This window comes from Pedobacter sp. ASV28, from assembly GCF_016428855.1.
Taxonomy (GTDB): Bacteria; Bacteroidota; Bacteroidia; order Sphingobacteriales; family Sphingobacteriaceae; genus Pedobacter.
Genome location: NZ_JAELTN010000013.1, coordinates 1 through 20,151, shown reverse-complemented (window position 1 = coordinate 20,151; position 20,151 = coordinate 1). Strand labels below are relative to the sequence as shown.

Sequence of the window (20,151 nt, the reverse complement as noted above, 5' to 3'; positions counted from 1 at the left end):
GAAAAATAGACTAAAGTTTAAAGAAGTATAAATAAATGACAACATATAGTACTTCCCCAAAATGTGAAAGCTTCAATTAAACAATAAAGTGTTAAAAAGCGTTACATTTATAAGCACAAATAAATATGGATAGAGTTTTAGTAACGCGTAAAATAAGCGAAAATGCATTGACATTAATACGTGATCAGGATTGTGAGGTTACCGTTTATACTGAGCAAAGGGACTTAAGTCAGCATGAGTTGATATCCTTATGTCAGAATCACGTAGCCTTACTCAGTGTTGGCCCAAATAAAATTGATGAGCAATTTTTGTCTGCTTGTTCACATCTAAAGGGGATTGCTTTAATGAGTGTTGGTTATGATAGGGTAGATATTGGAGCCGCTAATCGGTATAAAATTCCGATTAGCAATACACCTGATGTATTGAGTGAGGCAGCTGCCGATGTAGCGTTTTTATTGATGTTATCGGTAGCGAGAAAAGCATTTTATATGCACAAAACAATTGAACGTGGAGAATGGGGCTTTTTTGAGCCCACCAAGAATTTGGGACAAGAGCTATATGGTAAAACGTTGGGTATATTAGGTCTAGGTAGGATAGGTATGGAAATGGCCAAAAAGGCAAAAGCAGCATACGGAATGTCTATCATCTATCATAACAGAAGCAGAAACACAAAAGCGGAAGCGGATTTAGGCGCAGCTTACGTAACTTTCGATGAACTGTTGATGAAAAGTGATGTACTGTCTGTTCATGTAAACCTAACCGATGAAACCCGAGGCTTGTTTAATGAGGAGGCATTTAAAAGAATGAAACCGAATGCGATCTTTATCAATACGGCTCGTGGTGCCATACATAATGAAGCACATTTATTAACCGCTTTACAAAACCGTACGATATGGGGTGCGGGCCTAGATGTGACCAATCCGGAGCCTATGGCTAAGGACAACCCTTTACTACAAATGGAAAATGTATGCATATTGCCTCATATTGGATCGGCCACAGAAGAAACAAGAGAGAAAATGGCATTGATGGCCGCACGAAATATAGTCAAGGCCTTAAAGGGGGAGCATATGCCTCAGGTAATTAACCCTGAAGTTTACCATGCTCTTAAATCCGAAATTAAAAGCTATTCATAGTATAGGGGTTAAGGGAAAAACAAATCAATTGTTTTTCCCTTAACCCCTTGATTATTTAACCACCATAAATTTGATCGTCCTGTCAATGGTTTTTAGGTAATAGACTCCATTGGGGTATCCGGTGACGTCGAGCACATGGTCATTCCCGTCAATAATTTCTTTTTTCGTCATTAATGCTCCAATACTATTGTATACCTTAAGTAATTTAGTGGCATTTTTGATGTATAATTTTGTAGCTACCGGATTAGGATAAATAGAAATAGCTGTCATAGCAGATCTTGAAATGGATACCATATCTGAAAAGGTAACCTCTCCATCCTTATCAATTATTTTCAATTGGTAATATAACTCATTGGGTCCTGCCTTGTCATCTACCAAAGCATAGTGGTTAATAGTAGTTGGATGATTAACTGCCCTTATTTTTCCAATACTTGTAAAGCCGTTTTCTTTCTCACGTCTTAGGATTTCTATGGACGATGTGTTTATTTCGTTGGTGGAGGTCCATTTTAAATCAACGGCATTTAGGATTCTCTTGGCACTAAAACTTAGTATTTTCAATGGTAAGGCCGTAACATCTGAAGCAATCATGGCCACTGCAGATTTCCCTTTATACACTCCGTCGGGTAAGCTAATGTTCATCTGTTTGGGACTATTTAAGGATGGCCATTTTATATTTACGGTTATGGTCGACAATGTTTTTGTAGGATCTGAAATGTTGAGCTTTATCTTGCCATTGGCCAATGGCTGAACCATAAGCAAGCAGGGCTGATCTGTACTTACAGAAATGGTGTCATTGGCAAAAGTTTGGTTTTGTGCATGAAAAACAAAGCTGTGCAGATTCGAGGTTTTATGCCTTACTGCCTGGATTAGATGGGTGTTCTGTAAAATCTGAATGTTGTTTTGTGCGGTATAATTCTGCATTTGTATGGTGGTACTGATATTTGGAACGACTATGTAGGCATAATTGCCATTGTTCGGATTTATGCCGTGCTTCACCCAAAGGGTAAATACATCCTTGGTAACATTTGCTGTTGAACCATCGCCATTAATACTACGCCATGTACCAGTTCTAGGTTGCGCAGTAAGTCCAATATTACCACCATTTGGCAATACATAACCAACATTGCCCTGTATGGCCCATTCTAAATTATCGGTATAGTTTAAAGTTGTACTATTGCCGTTGTAGGTATTGACTACACCGTCGGTAGTAGAAGTAGTCACCTCACTTTGTAATAAACATTGGTTAAGGGTTGTATTCACTTCCTGTGTGCCTGTAGCCTTAATACCTGCACCTAGGCAAACTACTTCATCATCAAAAAAGAACCAAGCTTTTTTAGCTTGTGTGCTATTGTTGTTAAGATCGTAAACGCTAACTCCACGGGTGGTGTCGGAAACACCGCCTACAAAAGTGGTGGTGCCAGCCGTACCCCATTGTGCAGGAGTTACCATCGTTCCGTTACGGGCTGTTGTACCTGGTATCATAGACCAGTTCCACGTAGGATAAATGTTAACATATTCCGTTCCTGTTATGGCAATTGATGTTGCACCATCAGCCAGAAAATAGCCTTTTATATTTTCCCCATTACCATTTTCATTTCTTAAAGTTCGAGTAGATACAGAACGGAGCTCGAAAGTATATTTGGGTTTGGTAAGTAAAGTATAGTCGCTACTGTAAAAATGGGTATGTGCTACCTCAATGCCATAACTGGCAGGTTGGTTATTGGTTAGCCTTTCAATGGCCATATCGTATGTGGTCGCGAAAGTAGGGTCTACCACTTTCATTCTGTTAAGTAGTGTGGAAAAGCCAGACTGGTTAGCACCATTTTCTCTGCTAATGCCCCTGCCAAAAGCATTGAACATAAAGTTTTGCCCCCTGATCGCCCTTAGGTAGGCCTGACGTACAAAACCACTTAAATAATCCAACTTCTCGTTAGCTAATGAGTATGGAGTACCCACGGTGTAAAGCGCAACGCCTGTCATGCCGTTTACAATATCCCAACCATAGCCTCCAATGTATAGCTGTAGGCCATGCTGCAGGTACGAGTAGTCATGCTGCAAACCTTCGCCATTGGTTAAAAATAAAGGGTAAAAGGCTTGTTCTACCCCCTTATCCAATACGTTTTTATCTTCGGCCAAGCAAGCTCTGTAGATCCAATGCATGGCAATGTTCATCTTGTTGGCACCTGTACCCTGCGAGCCTCCTTGATCTGGTGCACCACCATTACTTTTCATTCTCGAAAGTGTATTAAGTTCGAGCATTATAGGTGTTTTTTGTGCGCCATTACGCATTAAAATTAAGATCTGGCCAATTCTTTGTGGGTAAGCGATTTGATCATAAAACCAATTGCTGTGATCGGGGTTTTGGTTATACCAATATTGCAATCCATTTACGATGGCGCTGTATAATGTAACATCGGCATATAAAGAACTCTGATTATTGGTATAGGCTAGAACCATGGTTTTTAGCCTGTCTAAATGATTTGTTGGGACATCTCCTGTGTAGGTTAGATCGCTCCATGATCCATTCGGGTTAATGCTGTTGAGGTGGCCTTGAGCCTGCGATGAAATAGCATTATAATTGCTTACCTCATCATATAGTACCTTACTGATATTGTCCATGATCTTGGTATATACGGTTGGTTCTGTATCAGAAGGGAGGGTAAAAGGGATATCCGAATCTTGGTAAATGATAATACGCGGAACGTAGGCCAAATTACCATTTTCACGGGTATGGAAGGTAGCACCCATATTTGCTGCCACGGCTGTAGAAGAAAGAGTTAAGGATAGCAATTGTCCAGAATCGTTGAGATAATCCTTTCTTAGGGCATCGGTAATGTTCCAAGTCACCTGACTATTGGCTACTATGGCCCAATTGGTGGCGTTTACCTGTGTGTATGGAATGGTATTGCCCAATATCCTATCTGTTTCGGCAGCAGATTGGGCATAACCCGCATAATTGTTCCATGTAACAGCGGTTTCATTCCAAGAGTCTTCTTTTGAATAGGAAATGATGTAGGGGGTATCATCAAAATTCTGTCTTTTTGTAGCCGAATTCATGGCATCGGTAGATTTAATAAAGAGCTGAAGTTCGGCTTTTACAATTCTACCCTTACTCTGGTCTATGTCTTGTAAATTAAATTTAAGCAATGAAATGCGATTATAGGTATTGCTGGTCGAATTGGTATATTTTACGGTCATCTGGTTGTTGCTGCCATTGTTGTTGCTGCCGTTTGGCCCATCTAAATAAGTGTCAGCGATTACCGGAATGATCGTTTGGGTCTGTACTGCTGATTTTGAGTGGGCTCGTAAAATGTTATTGGCATTAAATTGGGATATAATAGGCCTACTAATAGATAAGCTTTTTTGCTTGGAAGCGAATGCCAGTATGATGCCCAATAAGAACAGTACTGATAAAAAGGTCAGTTTCAAGATTTTCATGGTTGATTTGTAGGTAGTGTTGGTTAATTATTTTCTGTCTGTGCAGGTTGGAGTTGCCATTCGCAACTGTCCTTTATTATTTTTCCATTGACTTTTGTTTTTGCTATGATGATATTTCTGCCTTGGGTAAGCTTCACATTGTCCCATTTTACGATATTGATGTCGTTTTTGGCTTTTTTTTCCTGTTTAATGCCATTTACCCAAAGCTCTACTTCTTTTGTGTTGGCATATACCTTTATGCTGGTTGTAGCATTATGACGTACATTGTTTCTACGCTCGGCAATATAGATCATGGGCTCGGGATTCCAATTGGCCTTGTAGAAGTAGAAGGCATCCTTTTTGGTACTCCTGTCATAGGTAACCAGTCCTTTATCGTTAATGCCATTCTGATCACCTTCGGTACGGATAGAAGAACCAAAATCAGCCAATACCCAGATAAATTTCCCCCATAAAAAGCTTCTTTCTTTTAATAGCTTCCAATGTGCTTCGTGGAATGCAGTTTGCCATTCTTCTGGATGGAACTTCCCGCTAGGTATAGGTTGTTTTAGTTCTTCTGTATGTTTAAAAGGACTTGCTCCTGCACCATATTCACTGATGGATATAGGCTTATTAGGCAAATTACGATGGGTTTTGTCTGCCCAGTCAGCTACTTCGGAAAAACGATTTCCATACCAGCCAAAGTATTGATTCCAGCCCATTAGATCGGTTAACGTGGTAAATTTATCATCGCCAAGATTCGATGCCAAAGTAGTCAATCTATTGGGGTCTTCCTTTTTGGCCAGGTTGTGCAGTTCCTTTAAAAAAGGTTCGGGGTCGTCGTAATTAAGTTTTAGTTCATTAAAAATCCCCCAAAAAAAGATAGCCGGATGGTTATAGTTTTGTCTGATTAGTTCGATGAGGTTTTCCCTGGCTTGATTCTTTAGATTTTCATTGTTAACAAACCCGGTACCTGTATAACCGCCTGGCCCCACAAATGGAATTTCAGACCAAAGTACAATCCCTTTCTGATCTGCCAGGTCATAAAAGTAACTGTTCTGTGGGTAATGGGTTAAACGTGCGGCAGTCGCTCCAATTTCTTGAATGAGGTTCATGTCCCTTTCATGGTCGGTATGTTGCAATGCAGAACCTTTTCCGGCCACATCTTCATGACGACCTACTCCGTATAGATTCAGGTACCTTCCATTTAAAAAAAAACCATTTTCTGGATCTACATGAAAATATCTTAAGCCTAATGGTTGGCTAACTTTATCTATTGGGACACCATTTTCCAATAAGCTTACCTCAACAGTATATAGATAAGGATTGGATTTGCCATTCCATAAAATGGGATTGTTTATGGAATATTTTTGGGTCAGTGCTGTTGGTTTATCGTTAATTTCATCGATCGTACTTACAATTTCTCTTTTGTCTTTATCAAAGATGGAGGTTCTTAGCTTTAATTTTGTAGCGTTTTGAATGGACAATTTGGTTAATACTTCTATTTGAGCCTGTTTTTCATTCACATTTTGTGTTAAATAAACACCTGAAGAAGCATAGTCTAATGGACTGATGCAGTTTTGTTCGGTTACAATTAGGGAAACCGGGCGATGTATACCTCCGTAAATGTTAAAATCGCCATGTAGAGGTAATACATCCAATCTATAGGCATTACTTACCTGTACGGTCAGGTTGTTCTTTCCGGGCTTAACATAGTTGGTCACTTCCATGCTAAAGGCAGTATAACCGCCCTTGTGTTCTGACACAAATTTATTGTTTACAAATATTGAAGCTACACTGTTTACGCCTTCAAAAAAAAGAAATAACCTTTTCCCTTGCCAATATGCAGGTATATCAAGGGACCGTTCATAAATGGCGGCTGTTCTGTTATATGCTGCAATTCCCTTTAAGGTTTCTTGTGCATTCCAGGTATGGGGTACGCTTATACTTTCTTTTTGTATGTTCTTTTCAAAGTTATAAGCGAAATAAAAGCTCCAGTTGTCATTCAGGGGAATTGTTTTCCTTCCCACATTGGCAATAGCATGATTAATGTTCAACCATAGGTAAAAAGTTAAACTAAGTATGCATACAATTTTTTTTTGCATCTTATTCGATAGGTATTTTTAATATTCTTAATAGGTTAAAAGGGTATTTGCTTCGATCTATTTTTGTAGGAGTATTTTCCTTACCTACATTTAGGCGTTTGTCTGCCCCATTAAAGTTTCCTGTAAACCCGTTGTTATTCCAAGTAATTGCGGCATATTGTTTCGAAGATTTGGTGAAGACTGCCATTGCTGCGTTTTTATAAATGAACCTATTGTCCTCAAATAAGATGTTTTTGGGAATAGCATGTTCTATATCTACCAGCTCAATATTTATGGGTTTTTCTGAACTGTTGTAAAACAGGTTTCCGTAAATATGGGTACTGTCTGTCATGAGTGCGAAATTGAAGAGCCTTTTCCGGTTATTGCCATCGTTAACGCTAAGGTTGTTTCTAATGATATTATTTTTGGTCATTATGCTTTTGGCATTAATGGCATCGGAAATAATCAACATAAAACCACCTTCATTATCATGGCTGTAATTATGCTGTATAATGGTATGGTTGCAATTGCCGTCTATGTCAAATGACTGACCATCGTTAGACCAGTCCTGGTTTTTGGTATAGGCCACTTCATTATATTGGATAATAGTGTTATCACTACTATGTGGCCAGATACCTACAGCATTATCCCTTGCCCTGGTCCTGATATGGAACAGTTTGTTGTATTCTACCAAGGCACCGTCAAACGCTTTTACCACAATGCCATCCCCACCTATATCTTCTAATGTACAGCCCCTAATGACCAGGTTTTTATTGGGGAACCACAGGTCTCGAAATGAAAATGTTCCATTCCCCCTTATTCCATTTCTATCCACACGTACTACTTTACAGTTTTCAATAAGAAGGTTTTCTATGTTGCTGGGCTTAGGCCCTTGGCAATCCCAGAAAATGCCGTGGCCTTCCTTGCTACCTTTCTTGTTATCTCCATTAATGTCATGAACGTATAGATTCCTGATGGTAATATTGGCGATTGTACCGATGTCTTCTGCTAAAATTCTTATCCCGGTTGGCCCATTTTTTTGCTCTTTAAGCGTTGGATCTAGATTTGATACATCTAAGTTCTCTAAAATGATATTGCTTAGGTTTTTAAGCAATATGGCATCTTTAAATTTTCCGTTGGCGGCAATTTTTGGTAGTAACCCTTTGCCGTAGGCTCCGTAGGTTATCTTTAATTTATCATTGCCCGAGCCCTGTGGCACAAGCTGCCCTTCCCATTCACCTCCTCTAATGAAAAAAATCTGATCTCCCGGCTTAAACCTGGTTTGATTTACTTTCGACAAGCTTTTCCACGCCCTAGATTTTGAAGTGCCGGTGTATTGATCATTTCCATTATGGCTATCTATATAATATTTTTCATAACTCGCCGAAAAGGAATTTTCTGCACTAATAATCAAAGAAAATAAAAGTATAAGTATAGAAATCTGCCTGAGTTTGATCATTGCCATTATCATTTAATTAAATAAGAAACCGTTCTGGTATAAGCTGGTTGTACAAAGTATATTATAAAGCGATTAAAATCATAATATAAATGTTAATCATTGAACCAATGCTTATACCGAACGGTTCTTTAAAGGCCAACTTATTTGATGGTCTTTTTGCTTATTGTTGTTTCTGGGGTGTTTACGGTTGCAATTAGTAGGCCTTTATAGGTACCTGTAGGTACGGTTGTTTTGTTGTAACCATCGGTAATTACCGTTTCTCTTTCTGCTATTTTTTGCCCATTTAAATTGGTCAAAGTAATTTTGGCGGTAGTTGCCTTAGGAGAAAAAATATTTAGGATAACTCCTTCTGAAGAGGTTCCTTCAACAGTTACCTCTAATGCTGAAGTGGCAATTTTAGCAGAAACAACCTCTGATTTTTGGATTTTTCCATCAAAGTCTTCTTCTAGCAATTGATAGTAGTTGGTTCCTTTTGCAGGAGAGAAATCGGTGTAAGTATAATTGTTGGCTTTTCCGGCAGCTTTCACCTCTCCAATTTTCCCAAATGTTTTGCCATCTGAAGATCTGGTTACATTGAAATGCGAAGCATTGAGCTCATTGGCAGTTGACCAATTGAGGTTAACTGAGCTGGCATTGGTCTTAGCTTTGAACTGGGTAAGTTCTACGGGAAGTACTTTTCCACTTCCATCAGTAGGGATATATCCTATGGCCAGATTGTCTAACGTTAAGAAACCAGTCCATGTGCCGGCAGTTCGAATGCGAAAATCGGTCATGGTCGGTGTTCCCGAATTTGAGGGAGCAGGAGCAGCTATATTAATTTTGGTACTCCCAACCCATACATGATAATCTCCATTGCCATTCAGGGTCTGTGAAGAATTGTCTAAACCAGTATAATTTACTGCATTTCCAGTACGGTTTATTATCCAGGTAATTCTTTGTTTGCCTTGAAATGTAATGCTGTTGTTGCCATTTATCCTGATGTTAAAATCTGAATTTGGCGTTACGTTACCAGCTGTTGGAAAGAAAATGGCCAAAGATTGGTAAAGTATGGTATTCTGGTCAGAGTTGTTGTTCGAAGTATAGCCTTGGCCAAAGTAAAAAAATATGGGCGTACCACTTGATATGGCACTAGATATGGATGTATTGATGTCAAATTGGGCAAACACCACATCGGTACCATAGTTTAATCCCTTAATTTGTGCGGTAGCCTGCGACACTGAACCAGTAGATTTTGTGATTTTTAGCCCATCGCCATCCACTGAATACGTGGTATTTACAGGCAGGTTGCCATAAAATTGTCCAAAGCTATCAAAGCGGGCACTGTTATTATCTATTATCGGGCCTCCGCTAGTCCCACCAGCAGTGGTATTCGAAGATAATATATAATCCTTTAGCGTGGTAGATGCACTAAAAGGCTGATAAAAGACTACGGTTTGATTTTGGGCATTTGCCAAAAAAGGGATGGCCAATAAAATAGTGAGTAAAAGTTTTTTCATGTGATTGATTGGTTGATGTTTATAATGTTATTTTTCTGTTGATAAAAATGGCATATACCAGATAAATCAAGGGGTGGTTTTTTGGTTGATATGGGATGAAAATCTGATTTTTTGATATTTTTAAGTATCAATAGCATTTTTTATAGGCTTTAATGTTAATTTTAAAGCACCAACAAACAACTACTTATTCTTAATCACCTACCTGCTGATCGAAACATGAGACCCTACCTTCTGCTTATTTCATGGCTATGTTGGAGTAGCTTTTGCATGGGACAAGATCTTGTCTTTAATCACCTGATGACAGAAAATGGACTATCACAGAATTCTATTTTTGCTATTGCACAGGATAGCAAGGGGTTCATGTGGTATGGTTCAAGATTTGGGCTAAATAGATATGATGGCTATCAATTTGATCTATATAAAAGCAAGAAAGATGATACAGCAACATTAACAGATGACTACATTACTGCATTATTTAGTGATAGAGAGGGGGTACTTTGGGTAGGGACAGTTAACGGATTAAATAAGTTTGATCCGAAGTCCAATTCCTTTATTCGAATCTCTTTACAGAAATCTTCGAAAGTAAATAGTTATATCAGACAAATTTATCAAGATAAAAAGGGAAACTTGTGGCTGGCCACTAATCATGGCCTATACAGAAAATCTGCCTTGACAAGGGAGTTTACCACGGTGGATAACTTGCTTTTGCCCAATTATGTGAAAAATGGAGAGATTCTGTGCATCAATCAGGATAGTAATGCTAATTTTTGGATTGGTACAAACCAAGGGCTGATCAGTTTTACTTTAGCAACAGCTAAGATCGAAGCATTGAAGACCTATCGCACTTCGTCGAACATCAACAGTTTAAGCGATAACGTAATTACAGGTATTATAGAAGATAACCACCATCAAATTTGGGTGAGTACTGAAAATGCAGGACTTAATCTTCTGAATTCAAAGACCGAAACTTTTACAAGATATCTTTATGGAGAAGATAATAGTAAGGGCTTGTCTCATTATGCCATTAGAAAAATGGTGAAAAAAAATAATGGTGAAATTTGGATAGGCACACAAGAGGGATTGACTATTCTTCGACCATCAAACAAAACATTTAGGTCATTTAAACACGATACAGCTAATGAAAAGAGCTTAAATCAAAATTCTATTTATAGCATTTATGAAGATCGTAGTGGATCCATGTGGATCGGCACTTATTATGGGGGAGTAAATGTCGTTTATGCTTACCCAACTTATTTTAAAACATGGACTTATCGTGGCATTAAGGATGGTATAGGACATAATGTGGTCAGTTCAATTCTACAGGACAAGAAAAACAATCTATGGATTGGTACCGAAGGTGGAGGGTTGAGCTATGTTGATAGCAAGGGGCAAAAAATTGCCAGATATACCTATGCTGCCAATGATCAGAATAGTCTTGGCTCAGATCTGGTAAAAATTGTTTATAAGGACAAAGAAAGCAATATATGGGTAGGTACGCATGGAGGGGGATTAAACCTGCTGGATATAGAAAGTGGAAAATTTAAGCGCTTTTGGATAGAAACTGCTCAGGTTAGTGCTACACGCTCAGAAATCGTAACATTATTAGAAGACCAAGAAGGAATGTTTTGGGTAGGCAGCCAAACAGGTCTTGCCGTTTTTAACAAAAAAGGGAAATACATTTCACCCGCACAACTGCCCAAAAAATTGGATGTGCTTAAAAATAAGAACATTAAAGTGCTGTACCAAGATAGCCAGTCTCAGATTTGGATAGCTACAACAACGGCACTTTATCTATATAGTAAGATTCCCGAAAAGCTGCAGAAATTCACTCCCCCTCGAGCAAGTAATAGCGTGAGTGAAAATGCCAATTACTTTAATTGTATACAGGAAGATGGAAATGGTAATGTTTGGATAGGCTTATATTATGGCGGCATGGCTGGTTATAGCCTAAAAAACAAAGATTTTTTTGTAACCTATACCACACAAGATGGGCTTCCCAACAATAATGTAGTGGGAATTATCCTTGACCTTAACAAAAACCTATGGATTAGTACTTCAAATGGTCTTTCGAAATATGACCCTATTAGCAAGCAGTTCCAAAATTATACACATGCCGATGGCCTGGCAGCAGATGAGTTCAATTACAATTCAGCTTTTATCAACAAAAAAGGAGAGGTGTTTTTTGGCGGTTACAAAGGCCTTACCTATTTTTTGCCCAGTGAAATAGAGAAAAACAACCAGCATAGCCCAATTACATTTACTAAACTATTGCTTTTTAATACGCCTGTGCAAATTGGAGGTAAAGATGGTATCCTCCGTGAGGATATGCCGTATACGGATAAATTAATATTTACCAATGGCCAGAATCTTTTTACCATACAATTTGCATTATTAAATTATATCAAGTCGGATAAGAATAAGTACGCCTATAGGTTAGAGGGAATTAATAACGATTGGATCATGACCACTACTCCTCAGGCATCTTACACCAATTTGCCTGCAGGCGACTATAAGTTATTGGTAAAAGGAGCTAATAATGATGGCGTGTGGAGCAATACGATTTCAATACATATTACCATATTACCACCGTTTTATAAAACGTGGTGGGCATTTTGTATTTATGCGGTCATTATCTTCTTTATCATATTTCTGATTACGAGATTTTTCTATCTCAGGACATTATTGGTCAAAGATGAAGAGCTACATCAAAAGAAGTTAAATTTCTTTACCAATGTATCACATGAAATAAGAACGCATATTACACTGGTCATGATACCTATTGAGCGATTGATTGAAAGCAGTAGGGATAATTTTGTGGTGCATAAGCAACTCAACGATATTAAAGGATATGCTACCAGGTTGCTGAATCTGGTAAGTGAGCTCATGGACTTCAGGAAAGCCGAAACGGATCACTTAAAATTACATATTCAAAAATATGACATGGTTGAGTTTGTGATGGAAATAGTGGAAACTTTTGAGGCATTGGCTGGCAAGAATGGCATTGATTTCAAATTTTGGCATGATACGGAACATATCCATGTTTACTTTGATAAATTACAGTTAGAGAAAGTATTGTTTAACTTAATCAGCAACGCTTTTAAGTTTACCCCTACCGGCGGAAAGATAAAGGTAAGTATTAGGGAAAAAGAAGATCAGGTAGAAATTACCGTTGAAGATACGGGCAGGGGCATTTCACCTGAACATATCGATCAGCTTTTTAATAACTTTTTTCAAGTTGATGACTATAATATTCAGAATACAGGATATGGTATAGGTTTGGCATTGTCCAAACGTATAGTAGAGTTGCACAAAGGATTTATTACCGTGAAAAGCTTGCCGAAAGAAGGGCAACAAATGGGGCTAACCGTGTTCAGTGTAAGGTTGCCATTAGGTAAGGCACACCTGTCGAATGATATGATCATGGAAAAAGATCCATTGACTCAACAGGATCAGTTAAAGACTTACCAATATAACGAACCCCATCATACAGAACACGAGATAGCAAGGCTCTCGTATGATTTGGAAGAACGTAATGCGCACTGTAAGGTTTTATTGATTGAAGATAATGAAACCCTCAGAAACATTGTAGAAGAGATGCTTCAAGAAAGGTATGCTGTACTTACTGCGGTAAATGGTAAAATGGGCCTTGAACTTGCTTTTGATCAAATACCTGATTTGATTATAAGCGATATTATGATGCCTGAAATAAATGGTTTGGATTTATGCAGCGCCTTGAAAAGAGATGAACGTACTCGCCATATTCCAGTGATATTGCTGACGGCCAAGAGTACCGAAGAGGATCATATCAAAGGTCTGGTATATGGAGCTGATGCTTATGTGACCAAACCCTTCAGCGAAAAAATACTGTTGCTTAATGTACAAAATCTGCTTCATGCCCAAGCGGCGATGCGGGAAAAGTTTAGTAAGAAATTTCTTTTAGAACCGAATGAGATGCTGTTGGAGTCGAAGGATGAGCAGTTTTTGTCTAAACTCATCGCCATGATAGAAAAAAATATGGGAGGTGAAATTTTTGGCGTGGAAGTACTTGCAGAAAATATGGATATGAGTTATTCGGTGCTTAACAAGAAACTAAAAAGTCTCACCAATATGTCCGTTAATGATTTCTCTAAATCCATTCGTCTAAAAAGAGCCGCACAGTTGCTTAAGCAAAAAAAATATACGGTTTATGAAGTAGCCTATCAGGTAGGTTTTGTAGATAGAAAATATTTTAGCAGAGAGTTCAAAAAAGAATTTGGGCAAACCCCAAGCGAATATGCGGGATCATAACGTTATTTTTAGAGATCCCATGATGTACTAAAACTAGGTTTGCGCTGCAAGAGCACTGCATAGGAGAAAACTTATCGTCTAATTGTTATAAGTTGTTAATTTTTTAAAATTTTATGCCTAAAGTTTTATTTTTATTTCGTGAATGCTATGGCATTAAATGATTATTTTGATCATTGGTATTCGTACGATCTCAAATCATAAAAAATAAATAGATGAATGTTTCTATAAAGAATGAGCACCTCGTTATTGACTTTTCTACTAAAGGTGCCGAGCTACAAAGCATTAAAGGTACGGACAGCAATATCAATTATATGTGGAGGGGAGATAGTGCTTTTTGGGGTAAGTTTAGTCCGATATTATTTCCAATAGTAGGTGCGCTTAAAGAAAACATTTATTATTATAAGGATAAAAAATTTAGTATGTCTAGACATGGCTTTGCCCGGGATCTAGCATTCGAACATCATTATTTAAGCGATACAGAAATAATGTTCAAATTGGTGCATAATAAAGAAACACTAGGTATTTATCCTTTTGAGTTCGAATTGATCATTAGATATGAATTAAAGGGAGCAAGTTTAAGTTGTACTTATGAGGTGCATAATCCTGCAACGGAAGTCTTGTTGTTTTCAATTGGAGGACATCCTGCATTTGCGGCACCCTTACACAACGAAGGGATATATACCGATTATTATCTTCAATTTAATGCAGATGAAGAACTTACCTATAACCATATTATAGATAACCTGATATCAGATCAAACGGCTACCATTAGTTTGACAAATAAAGAACTGCCATTAAATCATGAGCTTTTTTATAATGATGCCTTGGTCTTTAAAAAACTGAAAAGTAATAACATCAGATTATTGAATAAAAAGAATTACAATGGCATAGAGTTTAGCTTTGATGGTTTTCCTTATTTTGGTATATGGGCAGCCAAAGATGCTGATTTTGTTTGCCTGGAACCTTGGTGTGGCATTGCCGATGGCATTCATCATAATCAGCAATTCTCAGCTAAGGAAGGTGTTGTGCATTTGGATGGGGGTTCTACTTGGAAGAGAAGCTGGAAAGTATGCTGTTTCTAAGGTCTGTATAAAAAACTAGTTGCAATGTTGGCTAAAGTGATTTAAGAAACTAACTTTATTACCACATTATACACTATGAATACAAGAAGAGATTTTATCAAAAAGGCAAGCTTGCTTTCCGGGGCCATGGCCTTGCCCAACATTCTGCCCGCATCAATTCAGCGGGCAATGGCCATTAGTCCAAATCCAGGGACTACATTTTATGATGCAGAACATGTTGTTTTTCTGATGCAGGAAAATCGCTCTTTTGATCATATGTTCGGTAAACTGAAAGGCGTTAGGGGGTATAATGACCCTCATCCACATATTTTGCCCAATCAAAATAAGGTATGGCTACAAACCGATAATAAAGGGAATACCTACGCACCTTTCCATATCGATCTCCATAAAACCAAGGTGACGTGGCAGGGAGGCTTGGCACATTCCTGGCCAGATCAGATTGCGGCAAGAAACGAGGGGAAGTATAACAAATGGGTTCCTGTAAAATCTGTAATGTCTTTAGCCCACTATCAACGAGAAGATATTCCTTTCTATTATGCCTTGGCAGATGCCTTTACCGTTTGTGACCATCATTTTTGTTCGTCATTAACAGGCACCACGCCAAATCGGTTGTTTTATTGGACAGGTAACGTAAGGCCACACCCGAATGATGCCAGTCAAAAGGCAGTGATTAGTAACTCGCAGGCCGAATCACATAACAATGTTTTTGTAGACTGGCCCACTTTCCCAGAATTATTGGAAGATCATAATATTGATTGGAGGATTTACCAAAATGAAATTTGGAGCGCCAAGCTTAAAGGTGAAACAGATGATTGGTTGGGTAACTATGGAGATAATGCTTTGGAATATGTAAAACGGCATCGGGTAAAACTTTCGGCATATTTTAGAAAAAATGGAGATCAAACGGTTACCCCTGCGCTAAGTGCAGCTGAAGTAACCGAAAAATACAACCAATTAAGTCAAAGAGAGAAAAATCTAATTGACAAAGCCTTTACAACGAACATTGAAGCACCAGATTATTTAGATCTGCAACCTTATGTTTATAAAGACGAGGAAGGAAAAGAGCAGACCATCCGTATCCCAAAAGGGGATATTTTTTACCAGTTCAGAAAAGATGTAGATGAAGGTAAATTACCAACGGTATCTTGGTTGGTGGCTCCCCAACGTTTTTCAGATCATACCAGCTCCCCATTATATGGTACGTGGTATGTTTCGGAGGCCTTAGATATTTTGACCAAAAATCCAGAGGTATGGAAAAAAACGATTTTTATTATCAACTATGATGAAAATGATGGCTATTATGATCATATTCCACCTTTTGTAGCACCAAAGCCTAACACGTTAGCTAGAGGGAAAGTTTCCGTGGGTGTTGATACAGCTTCTGATTACGAAGCTAATGAGGGAAGTCCCATTGGTTTGGGTTATCGTGTGCCTATGGTTGTCGCTTCGCCTTGGAGTAGGGGAGGTTACGTCAATTCGCAGATTTTTGATCATACCAGTACATTGATGTTCCTGGAAAAATTATTGAACAAAAAAACGGGCAAGCAATTACATAGCGAACAGATCAGTACTTGGAGAAGGGCAGTTTGTGGAGATTTGACTTCTGTTTTTAGACCTTATCATGGAGAAAAATTAAATGTGCCGAAATCTCTGATAAAAGAGCAAGTCATTAATCATATTCAACAGGCTAAGACCAAACCTCGCCAAAATAATCCTGCTCCTTTAACCGCTGTAGATATTGAAAAAATAAACCAGTATCATCCATTTGAGAAGGAAGCCTCGATTTTTATGGCAAAACAGGAAAAAGGAGTTAAGCCAGCATGTTCACTGCCCTATCAATTGGCGGTAGATGCAGAGTTGAATAGCGCCAAAACGAGCGTTGTTTTGCATTTTGCTACAGATAAACATAGTGTTGGTGCGCCATTTAATGTAGTTGCATTAAATAAATATAGTGGAGAGGAAGGAAGAAATTGGAATTATGCCGTTAAAGCAGATGATCGTATTTCCGACAAATGGGAATTAGCTTCTTTTAATGAAGGAAGATATGATTTGTCTGTACATGGGCCCAATGGTTTTTACCGGAGGTTTACTGGAAATGTAAATGATCCACTATTGGAGTTAGCTTGTGTCAATGAAAAAAGTGGCCTAGCGAAAAGAAATACAGGGAATATACAGTTGTTGTTAGAGAATAGTGATCACAAAGCGCTAGAAATAAACATTGTTGATGAAGCTTACGGGATCAACCATAAAACGATAATAGTCGCCGCGAAAAGTAAAAAAATAATAGTTTTAAATTTACAAAAAAGTAGCTGCTGGTATAATTTTTCCATTAAGGTAAAAGGCTGTCCAGTATATAAAAAATATTATTCTGGGCACGTAGAGACCTATAAAGAGACTACTACAGACCCTTTTATGGGGGGAATAATGAAATAATATTTTTTGCATTTTTTTTGGTTTAAGTTTTTGCTGATTAAGGTGTTGTGGTTTTTTTTTGAAAAAAATATAAAAATGGCATAGGGGTAGGTTTATTTTTCGTTGTCTCATTTTAAAATAAGACGAAAAATGAAATATATTTACTACGGCAAAAATTTGTATAGGTTAAAAAAAATCACAACACTTTGCTTCTTTTTACTTAGTCTAATAGCGGCCAATGCCCAAGAAATAAAAACCTTAAGGGCCAACTTTGGGGTGACTTACCCTTTAAGTACGAATGGTGTACATGCACCACTTGATACCAATAATTTATCAATCCATTTGCTGGTGAGTGTGTCTTCTGTAGAAAAAGGGAGCTCATTTGCTGGTTTGTCTAATGTAGTACGTAATGAAGCGGTTGGAGCACAATTTGCTGGTTTTTCCAATCATATAGGCAAAGAGTCAAATGGGGGCTTGTTTGCTGGTTTTGCAAACACCTATCGTTCTGCACAAGGCGCTCAGTTCGCCGGTTTTGCTAATCTTGCACAAGATAAGGTAAAGGGAGCTCAGTTTGCCGGATTTCTAAATACGGCTTCAGATGTAGATGGAGTACAATTTGCTGGTTTTTCCAATATAGCTAAAGATATTTCTGCTTCGCAGTTCGCTGGTTTCATCAATATAGCTAAAGAGGTGAAGGGCTCACAGTTTGCAGGCTTTATTAATATTGCTAAAAAAGTAAGGGGTACGCAAGTGGCAGGTTTTATCAACATTGCCGAAAGTAGCGACTGTCCAATTGGGATCATCAATATCATTAAGAAGGGGGAGAAAAGTGTTGGTGCAACCATTGATGAAAGCCAAACGTCTATGTTAACATTCAGGTCTGGAGGAAGATCGCTTTACGGGATTATAGGTGCGGGCTACAACTTTAAAAATAAGGATGAAGTTTATGCTTTCGAAGCGGGGTTTGGGGCACACTTTTTTTCATCTAGATATTTTAGATTGAACCTTGAACTGACCCAAAGTATGCTAGAGAATTTTGAAGATGGAGAATATTTTAAAAGTACCTTAAGGTTGTTACCCGCCCTGAAAATTACAAAGACACTTGAATTTTTTGTTGGTCCATCCATGAGTTTTGTAACTACAAATACAGTTGAAGGCTTGGCATTACATTCAAAAGACGATAAAAATGTGATCCACACTTGGCAAAACCGCTCGTCCGATTTTAGGCAGAGTTTATTGATAGGCTATCAAGGTGGTGTACAATTTATTTTCTGAAGGACTTTCTGTTCGAGAAAAATATTCACACAAATAAGAAAGATGATGAACAAATTGATGGTTTTAGGATTGGTTTTTATTGTTTTTTTAGGCTTTTCGGCCTGTAAGAAAGCGCATCTTACCGCAAATGGCAATGTAGTTTCTGAAATTAGGGATGTTGGGCAGTTTACTGGGCTAAGTTCGAGCGGTTCAACACCGGTGTATGTGAATTATGGAAGCGAATATCGAGTGGTGGTAAAAGGATCAAGCAACATTGTGCCTTATTTTACTACACGGGTAGTAGATAGAAAGTTGCAGCTCATTTTTGAGCAGGTGAGTGTACATCGTGATGATATACAAGTAATGATTACTATGCCAACCATTAAGGACATTGCTTTAAGCGGAAGCGGGAAAGTTGAAATTAGAGGAGGCTTCCCACTACTTCCAACCTTAAATGTTTCTGTAAGCGGTTCTGGAGATGTTGAAATGCAAAGTGAGGCGGAGGCAGATGAGGTAGGTATTGATCTTTCAGGGTCTGGAAAAGTCGACCTTGAAAAATTACTAATTAAACATGCCAAAGTAGATATATCGGGGAGTGGGAATACTAGGCTACAAGTTCAAGATCGATTAAAGGCCAGTATTAGTGGAAGTGGCAAAGTATACTATAGAGGTAACCCAATTGTTCAGCAAGATATTAGCGGTTCTGGTAGGATCATTAAATTTTAAACTCAAAATATCATGACCAGCCAATATAATTGGCAGTTTTTCAGCTCTTTTTTTGGTGCGGAAAAACTTGCCCTGGAAGAAGTATATCTCATGCAAAACAATACGCCAAATCTTATTTTTTACGCATTGCCCATTGTTTTGGTTTTCACGGTGCTGGAATTTGTGTTGGGCAAAATCTTTAAACACGAGGATGATCATTATAGCGAGCTTAAAGGTTCATTGCTTATAGGTCTTGGGAATTTATTGGTCAACTTGCTGTTGAAGTCGGTTTTGGTTTTTTTGGCGGTTTGGCTGTATAATCTGTTGCCTTGGCGTATGTATTTCAGCTGGCTAAGCTTGCCATTGTGTTTTTTGGTCTACGATTTTTGTAGTTATTGGTCGCATCGAATTTCACATTTTAACCGGTTTTTTTGGGCATCGCATGTGGTACATCATTCTGCTGAACATTATAATTTAACGGTGGCCTTCAGGCAGAGCTGGGTGCAGCATGTTAAAGTGGTGTTTTTTATACCTGTGGCCTTATGTGGCTTCCATCCCATTGTTTTTTTAGTTGCCAGCCAATTGAGTACTTTATATCAGTTTTGGGTACATACCGAAACGATAGGTAAGCTTCATCCTTTTTTGGAAAAATATTTTGGAACACCTTCTAATCATCGTGTCCATCACGGAAGCCAGGAAAAATATATCATGCAAGTACAGATTATAGGTAATATCATTTCTGCTCTGATAAAGATCTTTTTTATCTTTATTTCTGCAAAGCTGGTCTATTTTATCTACGCCTACTCCTTTGACATCCTGCTCATT

11 protein-coding genes are annotated in these 20,151 nt (G+C 38.2%); 7 read left to right on the top strand and 4 right to left on the bottom strand.

The window, feature by feature from the left end:
- Positions 1-125 precede the first annotated feature (125 nt).
- Positions 126-1,133: a D-glycerate dehydrogenase gene (locus JHD79_RS06480; RefSeq protein WP_199118403.1), complete on the top strand. Its 1,008-nt coding sequence runs from the start codon at positions 126-128 to the stop codon at positions 1,131-1,133.
- 51 nt (positions 1,134-1,184) lie between these two features.
- On the opposite strand, the gene JHD79_RS06475 is transcribed toward JHD79_RS06480, so the two are convergent.
- The 4 genes from JHD79_RS06475 to JHD79_RS06460 all read right to left on the bottom strand — a co-directional run bounded on the left by JHD79_RS06475 (position 1,185) and on the right by JHD79_RS06460 (position 9,586).
- Entirely contained in the window at positions 1,185-4,571 is a 3,387-nt protein-coding gene (locus JHD79_RS06475; protein WP_199118402.1) for a polysaccharide lyase family 8 super-sandwich domain-containing protein, read from the bottom strand.
- Between the two features lie 23 nt (positions 4,572-4,594).
- Complete coding sequence (locus JHD79_RS06470) at positions 4,595-6,652, bottom strand: glycoside hydrolase family 2 TIM barrel-domain containing protein (RefSeq protein ID WP_199118401.1); 2,058 nt, start codon at positions 6,650-6,652, stop codon at positions 4,595-4,597.
- A gap of 1 nt (position 6,653) precedes the next feature.
- A complete protein-coding gene (locus JHD79_RS06465; protein ID WP_199118400.1) occupies positions 6,654-8,090 on the bottom strand; it encodes a right-handed parallel beta-helix repeat-containing protein in 1,437 nt (478 codons plus the stop codon).
- 140 nt (positions 8,091-8,230) lie between these two features.
- Entirely contained in the window at positions 8,231-9,586 is a 1,356-nt protein-coding gene (locus tag JHD79_RS06460) for a T9SS type A sorting domain-containing protein (RefSeq protein WP_199118399.1), read from the bottom strand.
- Between the two features lie 267 nt (positions 9,587-9,853).
- Between JHD79_RS06460 and JHD79_RS06455 the strand changes: the two genes are divergently transcribed.
- The 6 genes from JHD79_RS06455 to JHD79_RS06430 form a co-directional block, all read left to right on the top strand.
- Positions 9,854-13,873, top strand: a complete 4,020-nt coding sequence (locus JHD79_RS06455; RefSeq protein WP_199118398.1) for a two-component regulator propeller domain-containing protein — start codon at positions 9,854-9,856, stop codon at positions 13,871-13,873.
- 212 nt (positions 13,874-14,085) lie between these two features.
- Positions 14,086-14,955, top strand: a complete 870-nt coding sequence (locus JHD79_RS06450) for an aldose 1-epimerase family protein (protein ID WP_199118397.1) — start codon at positions 14,086-14,088, stop codon at positions 14,953-14,955.
- A 75-nt stretch (positions 14,956-15,030) separates the two neighbouring features.
- Positions 15,031-17,388, top strand: a complete 2,358-nt coding sequence (locus tag JHD79_RS06445; RefSeq protein ID WP_199118396.1) for a phosphocholine-specific phospholipase C — start codon at positions 15,031-15,033, stop codon at positions 17,386-17,388.
- 129 nt (positions 17,389-17,517) lie between these two features.
- Positions 17,518-18,642, top strand: a complete 1,125-nt coding sequence (locus tag JHD79_RS06440) for a hypothetical protein (protein WP_199118395.1) — start codon at positions 17,518-17,520, stop codon at positions 18,640-18,642.
- Between the two features lie 42 nt (positions 18,643-18,684).
- Positions 18,685-19,347: a head GIN domain-containing protein gene (locus JHD79_RS06435; RefSeq protein WP_199118394.1), complete on the top strand. Its 663-nt coding sequence runs from the start codon at positions 18,685-18,687 to the stop codon at positions 19,345-19,347.
- Positions 19,348-19,359: 12 nt separating this feature from the next.
- A partial coding sequence (locus tag JHD79_RS06430; RefSeq protein WP_199118393.1) for a sterol desaturase family protein occupies positions 19,360-20,151 on the top strand: 792 nt, incomplete at its 3' end.

What these genes read in the sequence shown, in the direction of transcription:
- JHD79_RS06460 (WP_199118399.1), bottom strand. Translation starts at nt 9,586, where the DNA reads ATGAAAAAACTTTTACTCACTATTTTATTGGCCATCCCTTTTTTGGCA.
- JHD79_RS06465 (WP_199118400.1), bottom strand. Translation starts at nt 8,090, where the DNA reads ATGATCAAACTCAGGCAGATTTCTATACTTATACTTTTATTTTCTTTG.
- JHD79_RS06475 (WP_199118402.1), bottom strand. Translation starts at nt 4,571, where the DNA reads ATGAAAATCTTGAAACTGACCTTTTTATCAGTACTGTTCTTATTGGGC.
- JHD79_RS06440 (WP_199118395.1), top strand. Translation starts at nt 17,518, where the DNA reads ATGAAATATATTTACTACGGCAAAAATTTGTATAGGTTAAAAAAAATC.
- JHD79_RS06480 (WP_199118403.1), top strand. Translation starts at nt 126, where the DNA reads ATGGATAGAGTTTTAGTAACGCGTAAAATAAGCGAAAATGCATTGACA.
- JHD79_RS06445 (WP_199118396.1), top strand. Translation starts at nt 15,031, where the DNA reads ATGAATACAAGAAGAGATTTTATCAAAAAGGCAAGCTTGCTTTCCGGG.
- JHD79_RS06455 (WP_199118398.1), top strand. Translation starts at nt 9,854, where the DNA reads ATGGGACAAGATCTTGTCTTTAATCACCTGATGACAGAAAATGGACTA.
- JHD79_RS06470 (WP_199118401.1), bottom strand. Translation starts at nt 6,652, where the DNA reads ATGCAAAAAAAAATTGTATGCATACTTAGTTTAACTTTTTACCTATGG.
- JHD79_RS06450 (WP_199118397.1), top strand. Translation starts at nt 14,086, where the DNA reads ATGAATGTTTCTATAAAGAATGAGCACCTCGTTATTGACTTTTCTACT.
- JHD79_RS06435 (WP_199118394.1), top strand. Translation starts at nt 18,685, where the DNA reads ATGATGAACAAATTGATGGTTTTAGGATTGGTTTTTATTGTTTTTTTA.